The sequence below is a fragment of the Vreelandella sp. 21 genome, assembly GCF_050995515.1.
Classification (GTDB): domain Bacteria; phylum Pseudomonadota; class Gammaproteobacteria; order Pseudomonadales; family Halomonadaceae; genus Vreelandella; species Vreelandella alkaliphila.
Genome location: NZ_CP194673.1, coordinates 1,455,124 through 1,474,450 on the forward strand (window position 1 = coordinate 1,455,124; position 19,327 = coordinate 1,474,450).

The window sequence follows — 19,327 nt, forward strand, 5'->3', positions numbered from 1 at the left end:
ACGTAAATAACACCCACGCTTAGCCTTTAACTGCACCTGCAGTTAAGCCTGAAACAATGCGACGTTGGAAAATGATGACTAGGATAACCAGTGGCACGGTGACGACGACCGACGCGGCCATAATTGGCCCCCAGGGAAGCTCGTAGGCGCTACCACCTGACAACAGTGCAATGGCAACAGGCACGGTGCGCTGGGCATCAGTGAGTGTGAAGGTTAAGGCGAACAGGAACTCATTCCACGCAGCAATAAAGGCAAGCAGGCCAGTGGTGGCCATGGCGGGCCACATTAGCGGTAGGAAAACTTTAGTAATCGTAATCCAGGGCGTAGCGCCATCCATGATGGCGGCTTCTTCCAACTCCATGGGCAGTTCTTTCATGAAGGTGGTAAGTACCCAGACGGTGAAGGGCAGCGTGAAAATGGTGTAGCTCAGAATGAGACCAGCGGGATTGTTGTAGAGATTTAGTGCGCGAATCACCTCAAACAAGCCTGAGAGCACCGCGACCTGAGGAAACATGGAAACCCCAAGAATGACCAGCATGACGGTCGAGCGACCACGGAAGCGAACTCGGCCCAGCGCGTAGGAGGCGGTAATACCCAGTAGCAGCGCGATGAAAACAACGCTAAATGCTACGACTACCGAGTTAAAAATCGCGCGGATAAAGCTCGACTGGCTAAAAATCTGCGCATAATTGTCCAGGTTCCAATTTGAGGGCCAAAGTTCAACCTGGAATAAGTCACTAGAAGGTTTAAGTGAGGTAATGACCGCGTAATAAAATGGGAAAACGGCGTATACCATAATCAGCGCAATTAAGGCCCAAAAGCCGACGCGCTTGGCAATTTTGGCTAACTGACGTTGGTTCATCAGTCACCTCCTAGTTGTATTTTGTTACGGCCTAAATAGAGGTAAGCAACGGTGGCCAGGGCAATAATCAAGAACAACAGGGTAGAGGCAGCACTGCCGTAACCAACATCCTGGAACTCAACCAACTGCTGACGCGCATAGACTGACATCGACATCGTGCTGGTCGAGTTAGAAGTCAGTACGTAGATCACGTCGAACACCCGCAGGGCATCTAGAAGGCGGAAAATCACCGCCACCATCAAGGCAGGCGTAATTAGCGGTAGGGTCACTTTGAAGAACACACGCACGGGATGAATGCCATCTACTTCTGCTGCTTCGTAGCAATCTTTTGGCAACATCTGTAGGGCGGCTAACACCAACAGGGCGACAAACGGAATTGTTTTCCAGACATCGACCATGATGACTGCCCACATTGAGTAAGTAGCGCTAGCCGTCCAGGCGATAGGATTGTCGATAATCCCAACCGTCATCAGCAGGTGGTTGATGATGCCGAACTGATCGTTGAGCATCCATGCCCACATTTGCGCGGAAACGATGGTGGGGATTGCCCACGGAATCAGCACCGCTGCGCGAACAATCGTCCGGCCCTTAAACTCCGCATTTAGAATCAGCGCCACAATGACACCGAAAATGACTTCTAAAGAGACAGATACCACCGAAAAGTAAACGGTGTTCCAAACAGATTGCCACCAGACTGGGTCAGCAAGCACCCCGAACCAGCGACCATTGTCGTAAACCAGATAGTTTTCAAACCCGATTAGATTAGCCGCACCCAGGTCCGACAGTGAGGCATCGGTAAAGCTTAGAAAAAATGTTCGCATTAACGGCCAGCCGGCCACCAACGTTAATGCGATCAGCATGGGAGCCAAGAACAGCCAAGCCGCTTTGACCCGCTGACGGCGTACTTTAGTGCCGCGATGCCGACGCGCTGGCGCTGCGGCTGAGCGCGCCTCCAGGGGCGCGCTGTTGTTAGAAGAGGTCGACATAGGTATCTCCGCGGTTACCAGTTGCGACGCTTCAGGCGGAGTAGATCGCCTTCGAGGTCAGCGACGGCGTCAGCGCCAGTTTTAGTACCCGAAAGCACATCATGTGAGGTGCTGAAAAAGGCATTGCTAACACGGCCATAGGCATCCCCGGTAGGTGCTGACGGACGGGCAACAGCGTTGGTGAAGGTGTCGTAAAGAGTGCCAAAGAAAGGCACGGCTTCCAGTACCTCTTCATCTTGGTAAAGCGCATCGATGGTGGGGTTGTAGGACGCTTGGACGGCACGACGCTTTTGCTCTTCTTCACCGGCTAAGAAAGCGACCAGATCAGCGGCGAGTTCGGGATGTTCGCTATAGCGGGATACTGCTAAGTTCCAACCGCCTAAGCCAGCTGCACTTCGACCGTCTTCTCCACCTGCGGGCAATTGGGTGACGCCGACACTGCCACGTACATCGCTATCTTCGCTTTGAGCCAGTGACCAGGCGTATGGCCAGTTGCGCATAAATACGGCATTGCCGCCCTGGAAAACACCACGGGCTTCTTCTTCGGTATAATTCAGCACGCCTTCCGGAGAGATATCGCCAATCCATGAGGCTGCTAAATCCAGCGCTTCAGCAGCTTTTTCGTTATTGATGGTGACTTCGCCATTCTGATCTACCACGGTGCCGCCACCGAAGCTTGATACCCACTCCAGTGCATTGACGGTAAGTCCTTCATAAGCACGCCCCTGGAAGACAAAACCCTGCATCCGATCATTGCCTTCTGCGCGCTCGGCATCTTTGATATCACGCGCGATGTCGGTCAGTTCTTGCCACGTAGTAGGTACGTCATGGCCATGTTTCTCCAGCAAGTCTTCGCGGTAATACAGAACACCTGCGTCGGTAAACCAGGGCATCGCAACTAGGCGGCCATCGATAGTGTTGTTGGTGACAATGGTGTCGAAGTGGCCTGCCGCGGCGTCTTCACCAAGCACTTCGCTTAAATCAAGCAGGTGATTAGCGAGTAGGCCGGGCCAGACAACATCGATCTGCATGACATCGATGTCGCTAGAGTTGGCGGATAAAATTTGTTGGTAAAGTGACAAACGTTCAGTAGATGAGTTTGGCGTTGAAACCACATCGACACTGTGGCCGGTCTTCTCTTCCCAGGCGCTCACACCTTCTTGGCAAAGGGTAAGCTCCGCACCAACAGCTCCACAAGAAATGGTTAACTCAGCCGCCTGGGCAGAACCTGTGGCGCTAGCGAGACTAGCCAAAGCAATGGCAGAAGTGAGTAGTGTCTTTTTCATAGGGCGTTCCTCGGCATTTGTTGTTATGGGTAATGAGTGTTAAAAGCGCTTTTAGCGCCTACTTAAACGATTAAGTAAGGTGCCAGTTAGCCGTCTCCTCGTGACAAGTTCAATAGCGACTTTTGTCTAATGCCGTTGCATTACTTTTTTCTAACCTAATGAACGGTTTAGACATTGGTCGATAATTAGTGATTTCTTGTTGGTTTACTACCTCTTAATCGATTAAGTTCTTTCTACCGTTATCTAGCGGGATAAAACGTAGTTGCTTTGCAACATAATCTGCTGAATTCGGTTCGCAGAACAGCGTTTAGCGCCACTCAGTGGGAGAGTCGTTGGGCGTGTTGATAAGCGGGGCTATCCGTGCGGTAAAACGACAGACTGATGGCTTTGGATCGAAGGCAAGGAAGGCTTAAAGCAAAAGCATCAGAAACTTACATTTTCAACAAAATCTCAAAAATAAAAGATTTAAAGCCAAGTTTTTAAAGCGATTTTTAAAACACTTTTTTTAAAGCATAGCTCTTAGGAATGCAGCTCTTAGGAATACCGCTTTTAAGAGTATGGGTTTTAAGGATATGGATTTTAAAAACAAGGGCTTAATAAATTAGGGTTTAAAACAATGCACAAAATGACATTCAAAACACCTCTCGCCATTGCCATCGCCGCTGCCAGTTTTGGGCTGTGTGGCACTGCTAGCGCCGACACAACATTGGAAGAGCGATTTGCTCAGTTAGAAGCAAGAATTGCGGCTGCCGAACAGCGGGCGGAGGCTGCAGAGCGTCGCGCGGAGTTAGCTGAGCAGGGACATGCTGCACCATCGTCAAGTGCGCCCGCTACCAATGCTGATATTGAAGAACGCCTTGCCCGTGTAGAGCGCCAATCCAGCGGTGAAGAGGGATTCTCCTTTAATGTCTATGCGCGTTCCGGCCTGCTAATTGGTGAAGATGGCAAAAGCGCACCAGGTGGTCCTTATCTGACACCCGCGGGTGGAAATGGCGGTGCCGTTGGTCGTTTGGGCAACGAGCCGGATACATACTCTGAAGCCATTCTGAACTACCGCATGCAGTTTGATAACGGTGCAAAAGCTCGTTACACCACGATGTTGGCTGCCGGTACTAATTCCAGTAACGATTGGGTAGGTGACGATACCAACCTAAACGTGCGCCAGGTGTATGCCGAATTTAGTGACTTACCAAGCTTTACCGGCGCGTTTGAAAACGCTTCCATTTGGGCCGGTAAGCGTTTTGACCGTGATAACTTTGATATCCATTGGCTAGATAGCGATGTTGTCTTCCTCGCCGGTACCGGTGGCGGTATATACGACATGCAGCTAGCCGATAACTGGAAGAGTAACCTTTCAGTCTATGGCCGCAGCTTCAGCGACTATCCGGTCGTCAACCGTGAAAACCCTGGCTTAGATGGGGAAGATAGCGATACGGATAACCTCGTGCTGACCTCTAATAATTACTTCGGTAACTGGCAGGTCATGGTCAACGGCATGTCTGCTGCTGATAACGATGAGCGTGATATTGGCGTGGGCCAAACCGCGGCTGATACCGGCTGGCATACCATGGTGGCTTACCACGGCGACAGCTTCTTCGGCATGGGCGAAGGTAACTTTAAGGCCGCTGTACTGCACGGCCAAGGCTTAGGGGCCGAAGTTAAAGGGTTGGGTAGCAACGGCGACCTGACGGATGATGCTACCGCAACGCGGCTGGCGTTATACGGAACGACCTATATTGCACCGAAGTGGCGTATTGCACCGTCTATACTGGCTGAAACCAGTGAAGATCGTTTCGCCAATGGTGACAGTTATGATTGGGCTACGCTAAACGTACGTCTGGCCAATGAAATCAATCAGAATTTTGAAATGCAGTACGAAGCTAGCTATCAGTGGATGGATTTAGATCCACAGGGTTACAGTGACCGTAACGCGGTTGATGGTGACTATATGAAGTTCACTATCGCACCGACTTTCAAGCCGGAAGTAGGTGGTTTCTGGAAGCGTCCTGAGATCCGTCTATTCACGACTTACAGCGACTGGGACGATAGCCTTAATAGCTACGGTGCAAGTTCTCTAGGTAGCGATGGATTTACTGGCGGTGAATTTACCTTTGGCGTACAAACCGAGGTATGGTTCTGAGCAGAGGTTCTAAGCAGAGGTTCTAAGCGTAAGCCGCTGCTCGCTAGTGAAAACTGTTTCTCCAATGCTGATTGCCCGCGACGTGTCGCGGGCTTTTTGTTATGTAAAAGCACTGATATCGGGAGGCGCTGATGTCGTTACTCCAAGAAAAGCTAAAGGCTCCGCCGCTGCCGCTTAGTGTGGTGGCCCGGCCACGTCTAAATGATCATTTCGCCTTAAACGAGCGCACCCGCCTGCTGGTGCTGGCAGCGCCCTCGGGTTATGGCAAAACGACACTGCTGGCCGAACGGTTACCCGCGCTGGAGCAGGAGTCCACTTGGCTTCGGTTGGATCAGCGTGATAACCAGCCAGCACGCTTTCTAACCTACTGGCGGGCAGCGCTGAATAAACTGCTCAATGGCACCTGTGTGCTTTCATCCATGGCTGACAATGCTGACTGCATCGAGCAGCTAGAGCGCTGGTTGGGAGAGTTACCCGAGCAACGTTCCCCGTGTCGTTTCGTCGTCGATGAATTTGAATACGTGACCCATCCCGATATTTTGGCGGGCGTCGCTCACTGGCTGCGTCATCAGCCGCCTTGGTTGACCTTGACACTGGCGAGCCGCTCGCGACCCGTGCTTGGTTTGGCGAGTTTGCGATTGAGAGGGGAGCTTGAAGAGATCGACCTTCATGGCTTGGCCTTTGACAGCGAAGAAGCACACACCTTGTGTGCCGAACAGCTAAGTTTTCCGCCCACCCGAGTAAGCCTTGAACGTGCCTTGCGTAGAAGCGGTGGCTGGATTGTAGCGCTTAACTGGCTGGTTGAGCGAACCACCACGCGCGCGGGATTTGATGCGCTGGTAGAGCGCTTAAGCGGTGCGCACCCTGATTTTGTCGCTTGGTTTGATGAGCTGCTCGCTGCCGCGCTTCCCTCTGAAGAGCGCGAGTTAATGCTTCAGTTGGGGGTGTTAGAGCGTTTTTCGCCCGAGCTAATGGCGCGCCTTTTGGAAGGAGAGCGGTTAACTCAGCGCTTGGAAGCGTTTGAGCAAGCGGGGCTATTCATTGAACGCCCCGACCCGCATAGCCAGTGGTTCCGCTTTCAGCGACTGTTTGGCGAGTATCTTCGTCACCGCCGACACGAGCTTGATTTAGCCACTCAGCGAAGGTTACACCAGCGTGCAAGCCAGGCGTGGTTAGCGCTAAATGATCCGGTCATGGCGCTACGCCAGGCAATCTTAGCCGAGGAGCCAGAGGATGTTGCCAGCTTATTGACCGCGCAGGGCCCTGCATTACTAGCCAGTGGAGCTTATGCGTTATTAGCGCAAGGCTTTGCACTGTTGGGCGAACCGCGACTTTCAAAACGTCCGGAGCATACGCTGCTCTATGGTTGGGTATCCCATGGGCAATTTCAGTTTGATATCACGGCACGAGTGATCGGATGGATAGAGGCGCAGCTGGATGAGCCCGAATGGCAGGCATTGAGTGCTGAATTTGCCACATTGCGTGCCCAATTGGCAATTAACCAGGGTGATGCTGAGCGCGCAGCGCCACTGGCTGAGCAAGCGCTCGCGTCGCCTGCTCGCTATCTGGCGTCAACACCACTAACCGCCACCGCTATTCTTAGTGAAGCACGCTTTGTTCTGGGCTATCTGGAAGAGTCGCTTCAGCGCGTTAGAGAAGTAGAGCGCCAAGCTCGTCAGCGCAACGATCATCAACTGCTGCTGTGGTCATACTGTCATCAGTCTGAAACCCTGGTGGCTCAGGGACGCTTGCAGGCCGCCTATGATATTCAAGAGCGCGCCTTTGCTCATCTAGAGCGCGCCGAACTTGAACATTTACCGGTCGCGGAGTTTTTGTACCGCATTCGCAGCCAGGTGCTTTGGGAGTGGCATCGGTTAGACGAAGCCGAGCAGGCTGCGTTGAAAGGTATTGCGGTGTTAGACAATCAAGGCGAGCGCTGGACGCTGCAGTGCCATATTCAGCTCGCTAAAGTCGCCCAGAGCCGGGGAGACCAAGCGCAGTGTGCCGACCACATTCGTAGGCTGCGTAAAATTCTCTCAGAAGGGGATTACCACATTGATTGGGTAGCCAATGCCCATGCAACGCTGTTGGCGTGGTGGCAATCGACACACGATATGGATGCGGTCGAGCGTTGGCGCCAAGAAGCGCCAGAACCACTTACCGAGCATGCCACTAATCACTTTTCCCAGTGCAACGTACGTAACCATGCCCGTGCATTAACACTATTGGGGCGCTACGAAGAGGCCCGAGAACTGCTGGATGCCCTTGAAGACCACACCCGGCGGCTAGGATTAGTGACTGACGCGAATCGCAACCAGCTGTGCTTAGCGGCGGTGGCTTGGCATCAGGGGCAAACCACCCAGGCAAGCAACCATATACAGCAGGCACTCAGTTTAGCTTCCCGCACCGCATTGGTAGGCAGCTTTTTACGGATAGGCAAACCACTGGGGGAGCTGCTGTCGACGCTATTAGCAAGTAACAGCTTAGACCCCCTTGAACAGGCTCGTGCGGAGCGGTTGTTGACCTTAGCTGGCCGCCAAAAAGATTTTGGCAGTGCTCGCCGCTTGATGCTGGACGAGACAGTCATTGCCAACATTGTGGCACGGCCCGATGTGCCTGAACTTATCCGTACGTCGCCACTCACTCGCCGAGAGTGGCAAATCTTGGGGCTGATTCATGCTGGGCTCTCTAATGAGCAGATCGCTGAACAGCTATCGGTGGCGCCGACCACCATCAAAACGCATATCCGCAGCCTTTATCAAAAACAGAATATTCGGCGGCGGGATGAAGCCATTGCGCTGGCGGGGCAATTACTGGCGCATATTCAAGGAGAATAAGAGGAGAGTAAACAGTGCTTAAGGGCGGCGGTAGCGGCTACTCCTAACACCTACGCCCACTGCTACCTCTAGGGGAGGATTTTATCTTTCGATCAACGCTGCATCATGCCAATCAACAGGTAATGATAAGGACAATATAATGATGCAGGCATCTTCTACTTCCCGCTACGTTGGCAGCCAAGGCGCTGACTGGTGGCGCGGCGCAGTGATTTACCAAATTTATCCGCGCAGCTTTATGGATAGCGACGGAAAGGGCGGCCAGAGCGATGGGATTGGTGACTTAAAAGGGCTGATTGATAAGCTTGATTACATTGCCTCGCTAAACGTCGATGCCATCTGGCTGTCGCCGTTTTTCACCTCGCCCATGAAAGACTTCGGCTACGATATTAGCGATTACCGTGGTGTTGACCCGATGTTTGGCACCTTGGAAGATTTTGATCGCCTAGTAGAGGGCGCCCATGCCAGAGGGCTAAAGGTGACGATTGATCAGGTAATGTCGCACACCTCTGACCAACACGCCTGGTTTGAAGAGAGCCGCAAAAGTCGTGATAACCCGAAAGCAGACTGGTATGTCTGGGCCGACCCCAAACCTGATGGTGCGCCACCGACCAACTGGCAGTCGGTGTTTGGTGGTAGCGCCTGGCAGTGGGATACGCGCCGTTGCCAGTACTATCTGCATAACTTCCTGGCCAGTCAGCCGGATCTCAATTTCCGTACTCCCGCCGTGGTGGATGCCATTCTGGAAGAAGCGCGCTTTTGGCTGGAGCGGGGCGTCGACGGATTCCGTCTTGATGCAGTGAACTTCTGCACCCACGGCGAGCTCAAGGATAATCCTCCGCGCGTAGAAGTAACCGAAAGCTTTTTAGGTGTTCGTCCGGACAATCCCTATGGCTACCAGCTGCATCAGCACGATAAAACCCAGCCGGAAAATGTGGTGTTTTTAGAACGCCTGCGCGGCCTGCTCGATGAGTATCCCGGCTCGACGAGCGTAGGAGAAGTTGGTGACGACGACGCCCTGGGCGTGATGGCGGAATACTCCCAAGGCGGCAATCGCCTGCACATGTGCTACTCCTTTAACCTGCTGACTGACAAAGCCGACCCTGGTTATTTGCATAAAACGCTCACCGAAATGGAGGCGCGGATTGGCGACGGCTGGCCCTGTTGGGCACTAGGAAATCACGATGTCACCCGCCTTGCCACCCGCTGGCAGGCTGAAGGACAACTGGATAAGCTACGGCTTTATATGGTGTTTTTGCTTACCCAGCGGGGCAGTGTGTGCCTTTACCAAGGTGAAGAACTTGGCTTGCCAGAAGCCGAACTGACGTTTGAGCAGTTGGTTGACCCGGCGGGCATCACCTTTTGGCCTGCCTATAAAGGTCGCGATGGTTGCCGAACGCCACACCCTTGGCAAGCCGATGCGCGACACGCTGGCTTTAGCGATGTCACGCCCTGGCTGCCAGTGCCCGATTCGCACGCCAGTCTCGCCGTTGATCAACAAGATAACGATGCCGGTTCGTTGCTCAATGCCTACCGTGAGTTTTTAGCGTTTCGCCGCACCTTGCCAGCGTTAGTAAAAGGCCAGGTGCGCTATCACGCCGTGCATGATGAGGTGCTCTGTTTAGAGCGTACCTATCAACACTCACGTCTGCTGATTGCACTGAATTTTAGCGACCAAACCGTCACTCGCGTGGCGCCTAAAAGCGCTGAATCACTGAAGGGTTCGCCTGCTTGGCTAAACGGCGAGTGGCAGGAGGGGCAACTACGGCTACCACCTTACGGCGTGGCGATTGCCTGCTGCCCACAGTCCGAGGAGGATGCACCATGGGACGTTTAACGCTTAGCGGTATTGGTAAATCCTTTGACGGTGTGGAAATCTCCCGGGATATCGATCTTACGATCGAAGATGGCGAGTTTGTGGTCTTCGTTGGACCCTCTGGCTGCGGAAAATCCACCTTGCTGCGTATGATCGCAGGCCTGGAAGATATCACCGAAGGTGATATGCAGCTTGATGGTCAGCGGATCAATGAGATTCCGCCCCAGGAGCGGGATATCGGCATGGTCTTCCAATCCTATGCGCTTTACCCGCACATGAGTGTGGCGGAAAACATGGCCTTTGGCTTAAAGCTGGCGCGCACTGATAAAGCCGAGATTCGCCGTCGCGTTCAGCATGCCGCTGACATGTTGCACTTGACTGAACTGCTGGAACGCAAACCTAAAGATCTTTCAGGTGGCCAGCGTCAGCGGGTAGCGATTGGCCGTACCTTGGTAAAAGAGCCCGCGGTTTTTTTGTTCGATGAGCCGCTTTCTAATCTGGATGCCGCGCTGCGGGTGGATATGCGGGTGCAAATTGCGGCGCTGCATAAGCGCCTGAACGCCACCATGATCTACGTGACCCACGATCAAGTGGAAGCGATGACGCTGGCTGACCGTATTGTGCTGCTTTCCCGTGGCCGTATCGCCCAGGTCGGCGCGCCGCTTTCGCTCTATCACTTCCCTAAAACCCTTGAAGTGGCCGAGTTCATCGGCTCGCCGCGGATTAATACCTTTCCCGTCACGGTGGTAGATCCAGGCGAGCGTCAAACAGTCGTGCGTCTGCATAGCGGTGATACGCTGACAGTGGCGGTCAATGGCAAGCACCTTCAGTCAGGGGATAGCGCAACGCTTGGGCTGCGGGCAGAAGATTTTGTCGCCGCAGAGCAGGCAGAAGCCACGCTGGATGCGACCTTAATGGTGGCGGAAAAGCTGGGTTACGAAACGCTGGCGCACTGGCAGGTAGCAGGTATTAGCGTTCCGCTTACCCAGCGTTTAGACGGTTTGACCCACTTAGAAGAGGGCCAAACAGTGCGTTTGGGGCTTGCAGGCCAGCATTGCCACCTGTTTGATCACAGTGGCAATGCCTGCCCCCGGCAGGTTGCAGTAGATGGCGTTAGCCAATAATTAATCAGCTGATTTATATACATAAAAAGCGCCTCAAATTTTTTAGGCGCTTTTTTATTAATTATTTTCTAAAAAGAGTGCATCCAAAACGTCTTCTCGTGTGTATCCCCTATACAGCCACACTTTGCAGTGGTTGATACAAAACCCAAGGAGACTGAAATGACTATCCAACCTCTTACGCGTGCAGCACTCGCCGCTACCTTGATTGCATCCTTCAGTCACGTTGCGCTGGCCGATATGACGCCTGCCGACGTTCAAGTGCCCGATGGCAATACCATCGCTCTAGAAACAGTGGGTGTGGGTGCGATTACCTACATGTGCGAAGCTAAAGGTGACGGTACTATGGGCTGGGTATTCAAAGGTCCCCACGCGGCGCTGAACGACAGTGATGGTGCTCAAGTTGGCAGCTACTACGGCCCGCCTGCTACTTGGGAAGCGTTGGATGGCTCCAAAGTTACCGGCACTCAGCTGGCAACTGCCGCGAATGGTGATGGCAATATCCCGTTGCAGCTCGTTGAAGCGAATCCTGCGGCAGGTGAGGGCGCAATGACTGGCGTTAGCTATATTCAACGCCTGAATACTCAGGGTGGTGTCGCACCAGATGTGGCTTGCGATGATGGCCACGACGGTGCCACCGCAGTCGTCACCTATCAAGCAGATTATATTTTCTGGACTGCTAACTGATTCCAAGAACGAATTTGAAGAACGCACGTTGCAGTGCCGCTAGACACTCGCTTCGCGGGTGTCTAGCGGCTATGCTTGCTGGGAAAATGCGGCGACAGGCTCGGCGCATCACCAGGGAGCTAGCCTGTGTCTGAGATAGGCGTGTCTACGATAGCTAACGACTTCGATTATGCTGATGCGCTTGCCCGCTGCGCGCGTGGTGAGCAAGCGGCGCTACATCAGCTTTATCGTCAAGAGGGTGCCAGACTGCTTGGCGTTGTCATGCGCATTGTGAAAGACCGCGGTATGGCTGAGGACATTGTCCACGATGCTTGCCTGAACATCTGGCAGCGTGCCGATAGTTTCGACCCCGAACGGGGCTCTGCCCGCACCTGGATATTCAGTATTGCCCGCCACTTAGCACTAAACGCTATTCGCCAGCGCGACCGAGAAATCAGGGTGGATATCAACGACCCAGGCGAGCTAGCCGATGATGACACCTACCAACAGTCATTATCGACAACTGCGGAAGCTTTTGACTGGCAGACTGGCCAACAGATGGATGAGTGCCTGCAGCAATTGGAAACCGAGCGCCGCAACTGTGTGCTACATGCCTACGTGGATGGGTTAAGTCATGCTGAAATTTCTGCACACACCGGCGCGCCGCTAGGCACTGTTAAAGCCTGGATTAAGCGAAGTTTGCTTCGCCTGCGGGAGTGTATGTCATGACACGTTCAAACGAAAACGATGACCTTTATGCGCTTGCAGGGGAGTACGTGCTAGGTTCGTTACCCATTGCTGAGCGAGAAGCCTTTGAGGCACGCTTAGCCAATGATCCAGAATTACAGACCATCGTGGCTGACTGGGAAGAGCAGTTTTTCCCCTACACCGCGATCGTTGATCCTGTTACCCCATCAGATTATTTATGGCCGCGTATAGAGCGCAGCATGCACGCCGCATCGAAAAGATCAGCACGTGTTCCTAGGGCGGCACCAACGCCACGCCGCTTGGTGCACAGCCTACCATTTTGGCGCGCCGCTACCGGCCTTGGTTTGGCTGCCGCGGTGACCATGGGCGTGATATTGACCAATGTCTCTACTGCACCAACAACGCCGGAATATATGGTGGTGCTGTTAGCGCCGCAAACTCAATCAGCCGGGTGGGTCGTACAGGCCGCCAACCGCCAGGAAATTCAACTGATCCCGTTGGGCACTTTTGAAGTGCCCGAAGGAAAAGCACTGGAGTTCTGGACCAAAGCAGATGATTGGCAAGCGCCGGTTTCACTTGGCCTAGTAGAACCAGGGCAACCGTTGCGCCTGCGTTTAGACCAGCTACCGCCGCTTGAGGATAATCAGCTCTTTGAGCTCACTCTAGAAGATGACACCGGTTCGCCCACCGGTTTACCAACTGGCCCGATAGAGTTTATTGGCCGCGCGGTGGAGATTTAACGCATAGTGTTGTTAACGATGCTAAGGAGCCTCTGATTAACGTGAGGCGAGTTCCGGGTGGCTTAAAAGAACGTTAATCCCACTTGGAATAGCCGCTCCACGTCACGAATGCGTCGCTTATCAATCACGAATAGAATGACGTGGTCGCCGCTCTCTACCATCACATCCCCATGGCCAATGATGACCTCTTTGCCTCGCACAATTGCACCAATGGTGGTGCCTTCAGGCAGATTGATCTCAGCAATGGTCCGGCCCACCACTTTGGACGACTGCTTGTCACCGTGGGCGATCGCCTCGATGGCTTCCGCAGCGCCACGGCGCAGTGAGTGCACGTTGACAATATCGCCGCGGCGGACGTGGGTAAGCAGGCTACCGATGGTCGCTTGCTGGGGGGAAATGGCGATATCGATTTCGCCCCCCTGAACTAAGTCCACGTAGGCTGCGTTGTTAATCAGCGTCAGTACCTTCTTGGCGCCCAAGCGTTTGGCCAGCAGCGACGACATAATATTGACCTCGTCGTCATTTGTCAGGGCGCAAAAGATATCGCAGTCTTCGATGTTCTCTTCTTCCAGCAGCCGCTTACTGGTGGCGCTGCCGTGTAGCACCACCGTTCGGTCAAGCCGCTCGGAAAGCGCAGTACAGCGCTCTAAACTGTGCTCGATAATTTTGACCTGATGGCTGTGCTCCAAGTGTTCGGCCAAGCGTTCACCGATATTGCCGCCACCGGCAATCACCACCCGTCGGAAATCCCGTTCAACGCGGCGTAGTTCGCTCATTACCGCGCGAATATCGCGCCGTGCGGCCAGGAAAAACACCTCGTCGTCGGCTTCAATCACCGTATCACCACGGGGAATAATCGGCCGATTGCGGCGGTAAATGGCCGCCACGCGTGTTTCCACATTGGGCATGTGCTTGGCTAAAAAGGCTAAATCCTGTCCCACCAACGGGCCACCGTAGAACGCCTTGACCGCCACCAGCTGCACTAAACCACCGGCAAACTCCAACACCTGCAACGCACCGGGGTGCTCAATCAGGCGGCGAACATGATCCGTGACCACTTGTTCAGGGCTGATCAGTACATCAATAGGAATCGCTTCGTGGGCAAACAATCCCTTACGGGTGAGGTAGGCGGTTGAGCGTACGCGGGCAATTTTGGTAGGCGTGCGAAACAGCGTATGGGCGACTTGGCAGGCGATCATATTGACTTCATCGGTGTTGGTTACCGCAATCAACATATCGGCGTCTTCGCAGCCCGCCTGACGCAGCACAATGGGATACGAAGCTGCACCCGTCACGGTGCGAATATCCAGTTTGGTGTGCAGTTCGCGCAGTTTCGCGCCGTCGGTATCGACAACGGTGATGTCATTCTCTTCGCGGGCAAGGTGCTCCGCCAGGGTGGCACCGACTTGGCCGGCACCCAAAATAATAATCTTCATCGGTGGTTAGATCACTCTGGCGACATGTCACTGAAGATAGTCACCTATCTATAGGGAAGCTGTCGAGTGCAGCAGTGGCAGGGAGCACTATTAATGAGCCAAAAGCTCATTTTTTTACACCTTTTTGACGGCTAACGCCTTAAACGCCATCGATTTTTTACGCAGGTAATCTCTAAGCTCAAGGTGCCAATCAAAGGAGGCACATCGATGAATATTGCACTGTTGATAATCGCGACCGGCACAGCGGCGTACTTATTTTACGCGCTATTTTGCCCCGAGCGTTTTTAGGAGATTGCTATGAACGACATGATCGCCATTTATGCCATCGTGGCATTACTTGGTGTGCCACTAGGGATATACATTGCCCGCGCGCTAAGTACTCAGCCCAGTCGAATCGACACGCTATTCAGAGTGATAGAAACGCCTATCTATCGATTAGCAGGCGTTAATAGTCAAAGCGTAATGACGTGGCAAGTATATGCGCTAGCTATTCTGAAACTGCATGTAGGCTTGATACTGCTGGCATGGCTGGTGTTTATGTGTCAGGGCTTATTGCCCCTGAATCCTGACGGCATACCTGGTATGAAGTGGGATACAGCGCTGCATACGGCGGTATCGTTTGCCACCAACACTAACCAGCAACACTACTCGGGCCAGGCGCAGCTTTCCCACCTAAGCCAAACCTTTGCCATTGTAACGCTGCAGTTTTTAACCCCCGCTACGGGGCTCGCTGTGCTAGTCGCCATAGCGCGTACTTTGCTAGTGGCTCGGCCTGCGGGAACGGTAAAAGGGGTTGGCAATTACTATCATGATATGACCCGCACGTTAGTGCGCGTTATGTTGCCGCTGGCAGCAGTGGTGGCGTTGTTACTGACCTCGCAAGGAGTACCTTCTAGCTACCAAGCGGCGCATCAGGTGGAGATGCTGGATTCGCAAGTGGAAGAGGTGCAGTCGATTCCCTTAGGGCCGGTTGCGTCAATGGTTGCGATCAAACAGCTAGGCACCAATGGTGGTGGCTGGTATGGACCAAACTCTAGCGTTCCGCTTGAAAATCCAACGCCGTTGGCCAACGTGATTGAAACCGCTTCGCTGACGATCATTCCCTTCGCATTACTGATTGCCATCGCACTTATTAGTGGCCGACGCCGATTAATGATGGGTATTGGTGCTGTGATGCTGACGTTTTCGCTGATTTCCACCTCGGTTGTGGTTTCTTCGGAACGTATGCCGAATGCTGCGCTTGTCGAGCTTTCCCAGCCCGGCGCTAATCTGGAAGGCAAAGAACTGCGTTTTGGTACCGATCTTTCCGCTTTGTGGGGCAGTTGGACGACACAAACATCGAACGGCTCCGTTAATGCCATGCATGACAGCTTCAACCCCATGGGCGGCATGATGGTGTTGATGGATATGTTTGTGAACGTCACCTTTGGCGGCATCGGTGTTGGGCTTATCGGTTTCTTTCTCTATCTGATGTTGGCGGCTTTTGTTGGTTCATTGATGGTCGGTCGAGCGCCTGAGCTGTTTGGCAAACCGTTAGAAACCCGTGAAATGCGCTGGATCTCTCTAGCGATCCTGGTACAGCCGTTAGTCATTCTTGGCCTCTCCGCGCTTACCGTAGCGATGCCTAACGCTGCTGGAACCTCAAATCCTGGTTTCCACGGCCTAACCCAAGTGCTTTACGAATTTGCCTCTGCATTTGCCAATAACGGCTCTGGTTTTGAAGGGCTTGGCGATGATACGCCGTGGTGGAACCTTGCCTGTGTTATCACCCTGATGGTCGGTCGATTCCTTCCCATGCTGGTGCCATTAGCGGTGGCCGGATGGCTGGCAGCGAAGCGCACTGCACCCGCGGGACGCGGCACCTTGCCGATGGATAGCCCGGCATTTATGGGATTGACCGCCGGTGTCATTGTGATTGTTAACCTGCTGGGCTTCTTACCGGCGTTAGTGCTTGGCCCGATTGCTGAAGCCGTGACGCAAGGCTTCTAGGAGAAACGAGATGTCACATACTGAGCTTGCTAAACAGCCGCGTCGTCCGCTACCCATTGGCCAGGTCGTCGCTGGGGCTGTGAAAGGACTTGCGCCTCAACAACTTGCGCGAAACCCCGTGATGGCCGTGGTCGCCATTGGTACCGTAGTGTGCTTTGGGCTGACGCCCATTGCTTTCGCCCAGGGAGAAAATGGCGGTTTTGCGTTGGCTATCGCGTTGTTGTTGCTGGCCACCGTTCTGTTCGCCACGGGTGCCGAGTCGCTGGCAGAGTCACGTGGTAAAGCCCATGCTGGGGCGCTGCGTAAAACCAAGGGAGAGCTGAAGGCAGTTAAGCTGAACGCTGATGGTACGACGAGTAATGTTACGGCCGACTCTCTCCGCAAAGGCGATCGTGTGAAAGTTGTCGCGGGGGAGCTGATTCCCGCCGATGGCGATATCGTTGAAGGGGCTGCCTCGATCAATGAGTCGGCTGTCACCGGTGAATCTGCGCCCGTACTGCGTGAAGCGGGCACTGATAACAGCGGTGTCAGTGCCGGGACCAAAGTGCTGTCAGATCATCTGATTATTGAAGTTAGCGCTAACCCTGGCGAATCGTTGTTAGATCGCATGATTGCCTTGGTTGAAGGCGCCAACCGTCAGAAGACACCTTCCGAGCTGGCGCTATCGGTACTCTTGGCCATGCTAACGCTGGTGTTTTTGATCGTGGTCGTCACCTTGGTACCCATGGCGGCTTTCGTGGGCGTTGAAACCTCCACGGTAATGCTCGTGGCATTGCTGGTCTGTTTAATTCCAACCACTATTGGTGGCCTCTTGCCTGCTATCGGTATTGCGGGTATGGAGCGCGCTATGCGGGCTAACCTGGTGGCTAAATCAGGTAAAGCCGTCGAGATTGCTGGCAGCATCGACACCTTGCTGCTGGATAAAACCGGCACGATAACGCTTGGCGACCGCCGTGCGACGGAGTTTGCTGCTTGCCAACAAATTCCGCGTCAGCGAGTCCGTGACGTGGCGTTTTTAACGTCCCTGGAAGACCCTACGCCAGAAGGGCGTTCAATTGTGGAGCTAGCCACTGAGCAGGGCGTCGATGTCCAGCTTAGACAAGAAGCCGATGGTGCAACCTTTGAAGCGTTCAGTGCTGAAACACGCCTGTCAGGCGTTGATCTGACCAGCGGTAAAAAGCTGCGTAAGGGAGCACCGAACGCGATTGCGGAATGGGTAAAAGCCCAGGGCGGTGACATACCCAGCGATTACGAGCAGGTCATTGCGCGTATTTCACGGGATGGCGCAACCCCCATTGCGGTGGCTGAAGGTAGTCAGATTTTGGGCGTGGTGGCGCTGTCTGATGTGATTAAAAGCGGTATCGCGGAGAAGTTTGCTGAACTGCGTGCCATGGGTATCAAAACCGTAATGATTACGGGTGACAACCCGATTACGGCGTCGGCTATTGCCGCGACGGCAGGCGTGGACGACTACATTGCCGAAGCCACGCCAGAGCGCAAGCTAGCGTTGATTCGCGAAGAGCAGGCCAGTGGTCGCTTGGTTGCCATGGTGGGTGACGGTACTAACGATGCTCCCGCTCTTGCTCAAGCTGATCTAGGGTTGGCAATGAACTCAGGCACCCAGGCAGCCCGTGAAGCGGCCAATATGGTGGATCTGGACTCTGACCCCGGTAAGCTGATTAGTGCGGTGGAAATTGGCAAGCAGTTGCTGGTTACCCGTGGCGCGCTGACGACGTTCTCGCTGGCTAATGATGTGGCTAAATACTTTGTTATTTTGCCAGCGCTGTTTGCCGCCAGCTTCCCTGCGCTTGGCGTGCTCGACGTTATGAATTTGCACTCGCCGACCACGGCGGTGCTAGCAGCGGTGCTATTCAACGCGTTAATCATTCCGGCATTGATTCCCTTTGCCTTGCGCGGTGTGTCTGTGAAGGCGGCATCGGCGACGGAGTTGTTGCGTCGAAATCTGCTGATTTATGGCCTGGGTGGGCTGCTACTGCCATTCCCCGCCATCAAGCTTCTCGACATGCTGATTGCGTTATTTATCTAGGAGAAACGTGATGAATGTAGATATGAAACGCCAGATCGCTGCGAATGACGATGTGCTGCAGGCAAAGGCTTCCTGGGGCAATGCACTTCGCTTTATGGTGGTAATGGCAGTTCTTCTGGGGCTGATTTACCCGTTGGTTACCACAACACTGGGTGGCTGGTTATTCCCCGAGCAGGCGCAAGGGAGTTTGGTTCGAGACGCCTCTGGTCGGGTGGTCGGGTCAAGCCTGGTGTCCCAAACGTTTGTCAGCGATGAGTATTTTATTGGCCGCCCATCAGCAGCGGGCAATGACGCAGGTGATGTCTCAGGATCTAACTTGGCGCCGAGCAACGTATCGCTGCGCGAGCGTGCCCAGGCAGATGCAAATGCCATTGCTCAACGTGAAAACGTAAGTGTCGATCAAATCCCTGTTGATCTGATTACCGCGTCCGGCTCCGGTATCGACCCGCATATCTCCCCCGAGGCGGCTGAGCTACAGGTTGCCAGAGTAGCGCAAGCACGCGGCATCGATGAAGCTACTGTGACGGCGCTAATTGATCAAGCACTTGAAAACACAGGCTGGCTGGGCTCACCGGTGGTGAATGTGTTGCGGCTGAATGTCAGTTTGGATGATCGTTTTCCAGTATCATCAACCACCGCAGCGCCATTAACCCCAGCACCCGTCACCCCGACGGCTTCAGACACCATGGAGTAAAC

The 19,327-nt window shown here is 53.8% G+C and carries 15 protein-coding genes; 11 read left to right on the top strand and 4 right to left on the bottom strand.

The annotated features are described in order from the left end of the window. Nucleotides 1–19 precede the first annotated feature (19 nt). From ACN06F_RS06725 to ACN06F_RS06735, 3 genes are read right to left on the bottom strand one after another with little or no spacing between them, the layout of a single operon-like run. The gene (locus tag ACN06F_RS06725) at nucleotides 20–862 is read right to left on the bottom strand and encodes a carbohydrate ABC transporter permease (RefSeq protein ID WP_009723678.1); all 843 of its coding nucleotides are present in this window, start codon (nucleotides 860–862) and stop codon (nucleotides 20–22) included. Continuing rightward, complete coding sequence (locus tag ACN06F_RS06730) at nucleotides 862–1,848, bottom strand: carbohydrate ABC transporter permease (protein WP_038483262.1); 987 nt, start codon at nucleotides 1,846–1,848, stop codon at nucleotides 862–864. Before ACN06F_RS06730 ends, ACN06F_RS06725 begins: the two co-directional genes overlap by 1 nt. Before the next feature lie 14 nt (nucleotides 1,849–1,862). Beyond that, complete coding sequence (locus tag ACN06F_RS06735; RefSeq protein ID WP_433924885.1) at nucleotides 1,863–3,134, bottom strand: ABC transporter substrate-binding protein; 1,272 nt, start codon at nucleotides 3,132–3,134, stop codon at nucleotides 1,863–1,865. A 616-nt stretch (nucleotides 3,135–3,750) separates the two neighbouring features. Here ACN06F_RS06735 and ACN06F_RS06740 point away from each other — a divergent pair. From ACN06F_RS06740 to ACN06F_RS06770, 7 genes are all read left to right on the top strand, one after another. Next, nucleotides 3,751–5,274 carry a carbohydrate porin gene (locus ACN06F_RS06740; RefSeq protein WP_095604291.1) on the top strand — a complete coding sequence of 508 codons (1,524 nt, stop codon included), beginning with the start codon at nucleotides 3,751–3,753 and terminating at the stop codon, nucleotides 5,272–5,274. Nucleotides 5,275–5,405: 131 nt separating this feature from the next. Beyond that, on the top strand, nucleotides 5,406–8,111 hold the full coding sequence (gene malT, locus ACN06F_RS06745) for an HTH-type transcriptional regulator MalT (protein ID WP_433924886.1): 2,706 nt from the start codon (nucleotides 5,406–5,408) through the stop codon (nucleotides 8,109–8,111). Between the two features lie 139 nt (nucleotides 8,112–8,250). After that, nucleotides 8,251–9,945 (top strand): alpha-amylase family glycosyl hydrolase, encoded by a 1,695-nt coding sequence (locus tag ACN06F_RS06750; protein ID WP_433924887.1) that lies wholly within the window; start codon nucleotides 8,251–8,253, stop codon nucleotides 9,943–9,945. Continuing rightward, nucleotides 9,933–11,048, top strand: a complete 1,116-nt coding sequence (gene ugpC, locus ACN06F_RS06755; protein ID WP_038483276.1) for a sn-glycerol-3-phosphate ABC transporter ATP-binding protein UgpC — start codon at nucleotides 9,933–9,935, stop codon at nucleotides 11,046–11,048. The genes ACN06F_RS06750 and ugpC overlap by 13 nt, the downstream gene beginning before the upstream one ends. A gap of 159 nt (nucleotides 11,049–11,207) precedes the next feature. Further along, nucleotides 11,208–11,732: a DUF3455 domain-containing protein gene (locus tag ACN06F_RS06760; protein ID WP_433924888.1), complete on the top strand. Its 525-nt coding sequence runs from the start codon at nucleotides 11,208–11,210 to the stop codon at nucleotides 11,730–11,732. Between the two features lie 126 nt (nucleotides 11,733–11,858). Beyond that, on the top strand, nucleotides 11,859–12,440 hold the full coding sequence (locus ACN06F_RS06765; RefSeq protein WP_095604287.1) for a sigma-70 family RNA polymerase sigma factor: 582 nt from the start codon (nucleotides 11,859–11,861) through the stop codon (nucleotides 12,438–12,440). Next, on the top strand, nucleotides 12,437–13,159 hold the full coding sequence (locus tag ACN06F_RS06770; protein ID WP_038483282.1) for an anti-sigma factor: 723 nt from the start codon (nucleotides 12,437–12,439) through the stop codon (nucleotides 13,157–13,159). The genes ACN06F_RS06765 and ACN06F_RS06770 overlap by 4 nt, the downstream gene beginning before the upstream one ends. Before the next feature lie 62 nt (nucleotides 13,160–13,221). Here ACN06F_RS06770 and trkA read toward each other — a convergent pair whose 3' ends face one another. Then, nucleotides 13,222–14,595, bottom strand: a complete 1,374-nt coding sequence (gene trkA / locus ACN06F_RS06775) for a Trk system potassium transporter TrkA (RefSeq protein WP_083003014.1) — start codon at nucleotides 14,593–14,595, stop codon at nucleotides 13,222–13,224. A gap of 207 nt (nucleotides 14,596–14,802) precedes the next feature. Between trkA and kdpF the strand changes: the two genes are divergently transcribed. Genes kdpF through kdpC form a run of 4 tightly spaced genes read left to right on the top strand, consistent with a single transcriptional unit; the run spans nucleotide 14,803 to nucleotide 19,325 of the window. After that, nucleotides 14,803–14,883, top strand: a complete 81-nt coding sequence (kdpF, locus tag ACN06F_RS06780) for a K(+)-transporting ATPase subunit F (RefSeq protein ID WP_084183678.1) — start codon at nucleotides 14,803–14,805, stop codon at nucleotides 14,881–14,883. Between the two features lie 9 nt (nucleotides 14,884–14,892). Continuing rightward, entirely contained in the window at nucleotides 14,893–16,584 is a 1,692-nt protein-coding gene (gene kdpA, locus ACN06F_RS06785; protein ID WP_198349914.1) for a potassium-transporting ATPase subunit KdpA, read from the top strand. Between the two features lie 10 nt (nucleotides 16,585–16,594). Then, a complete protein-coding gene (gene kdpB, locus ACN06F_RS06790) occupies nucleotides 16,595–18,631 on the top strand; it encodes a potassium-transporting ATPase subunit KdpB (protein ID WP_433924889.1) in 2,037 nt (678 codons plus the stop codon). Nucleotides 18,632–18,641: 10 nt separating this feature from the next. After that, on the top strand, nucleotides 18,642–19,325 hold the full coding sequence (gene kdpC / locus ACN06F_RS06795) for a potassium-transporting ATPase subunit KdpC (RefSeq protein ID WP_433924890.1): 684 nt from the start codon (nucleotides 18,642–18,644) through the stop codon (nucleotides 19,323–19,325). Nucleotides 19,326–19,327 lie beyond the last annotated feature (2 nt).

Coding starts and splice junctions, on each gene's coding strand:
- ACN06F_RS06725 (WP_009723678.1), bottom strand. CDS start 862: ATGAACCAACGTCAGTTAGCCAAAATTGCCAAGCGCGTCGGCTTTTGG.
- ACN06F_RS06730 (WP_038483262.1), bottom strand. CDS start 1,848: ATGTCGACCTCTTCTAACAACAGCGCGCCCCTGGAGGCGCGCTCAGCC.
- ACN06F_RS06735 (WP_433924885.1), bottom strand. CDS start 3,134: ATGAAAAAGACACTACTCACTTCTGCCATTGCTTTGGCTAGTCTCGCT.
- ACN06F_RS06740 (WP_095604291.1), top strand. CDS start 3,751: ATGCACAAAATGACATTCAAAACACCTCTCGCCATTGCCATCGCCGCT.
- malT (WP_433924886.1), top strand. CDS start 5,406: ATGTCGTTACTCCAAGAAAAGCTAAAGGCTCCGCCGCTGCCGCTTAGT.
- ACN06F_RS06750 (WP_433924887.1), top strand. CDS start 8,251: ATGATGCAGGCATCTTCTACTTCCCGCTACGTTGGCAGCCAAGGCGCT.
- ugpC (WP_038483276.1), top strand. CDS start 9,933: ATGGGACGTTTAACGCTTAGCGGTATTGGTAAATCCTTTGACGGTGTG.
- ACN06F_RS06760 (WP_433924888.1), top strand. CDS start 11,208: ATGACTATCCAACCTCTTACGCGTGCAGCACTCGCCGCTACCTTGATT.
- ACN06F_RS06770 (WP_038483282.1), top strand. CDS start 12,437: ATGACACGTTCAAACGAAAACGATGACCTTTATGCGCTTGCAGGGGAG.
- trkA (WP_083003014.1), bottom strand. CDS start 14,595: ATGAAGATTATTATTTTGGGTGCCGGCCAAGTCGGTGCCACCCTGGCG.
- kdpF (WP_084183678.1), top strand. CDS start 14,803: ATGAATATTGCACTGTTGATAATCGCGACCGGCACAGCGGCGTACTTA.
- kdpA (WP_198349914.1), top strand. CDS start 14,893: ATGAACGACATGATCGCCATTTATGCCATCGTGGCATTACTTGGTGTG.
- kdpB (WP_433924889.1), top strand. CDS start 16,595: ATGTCACATACTGAGCTTGCTAAACAGCCGCGTCGTCCGCTACCCATT.
- kdpC (WP_433924890.1), top strand. CDS start 18,642: ATGAATGTAGATATGAAACGCCAGATCGCTGCGAATGACGATGTGCTG.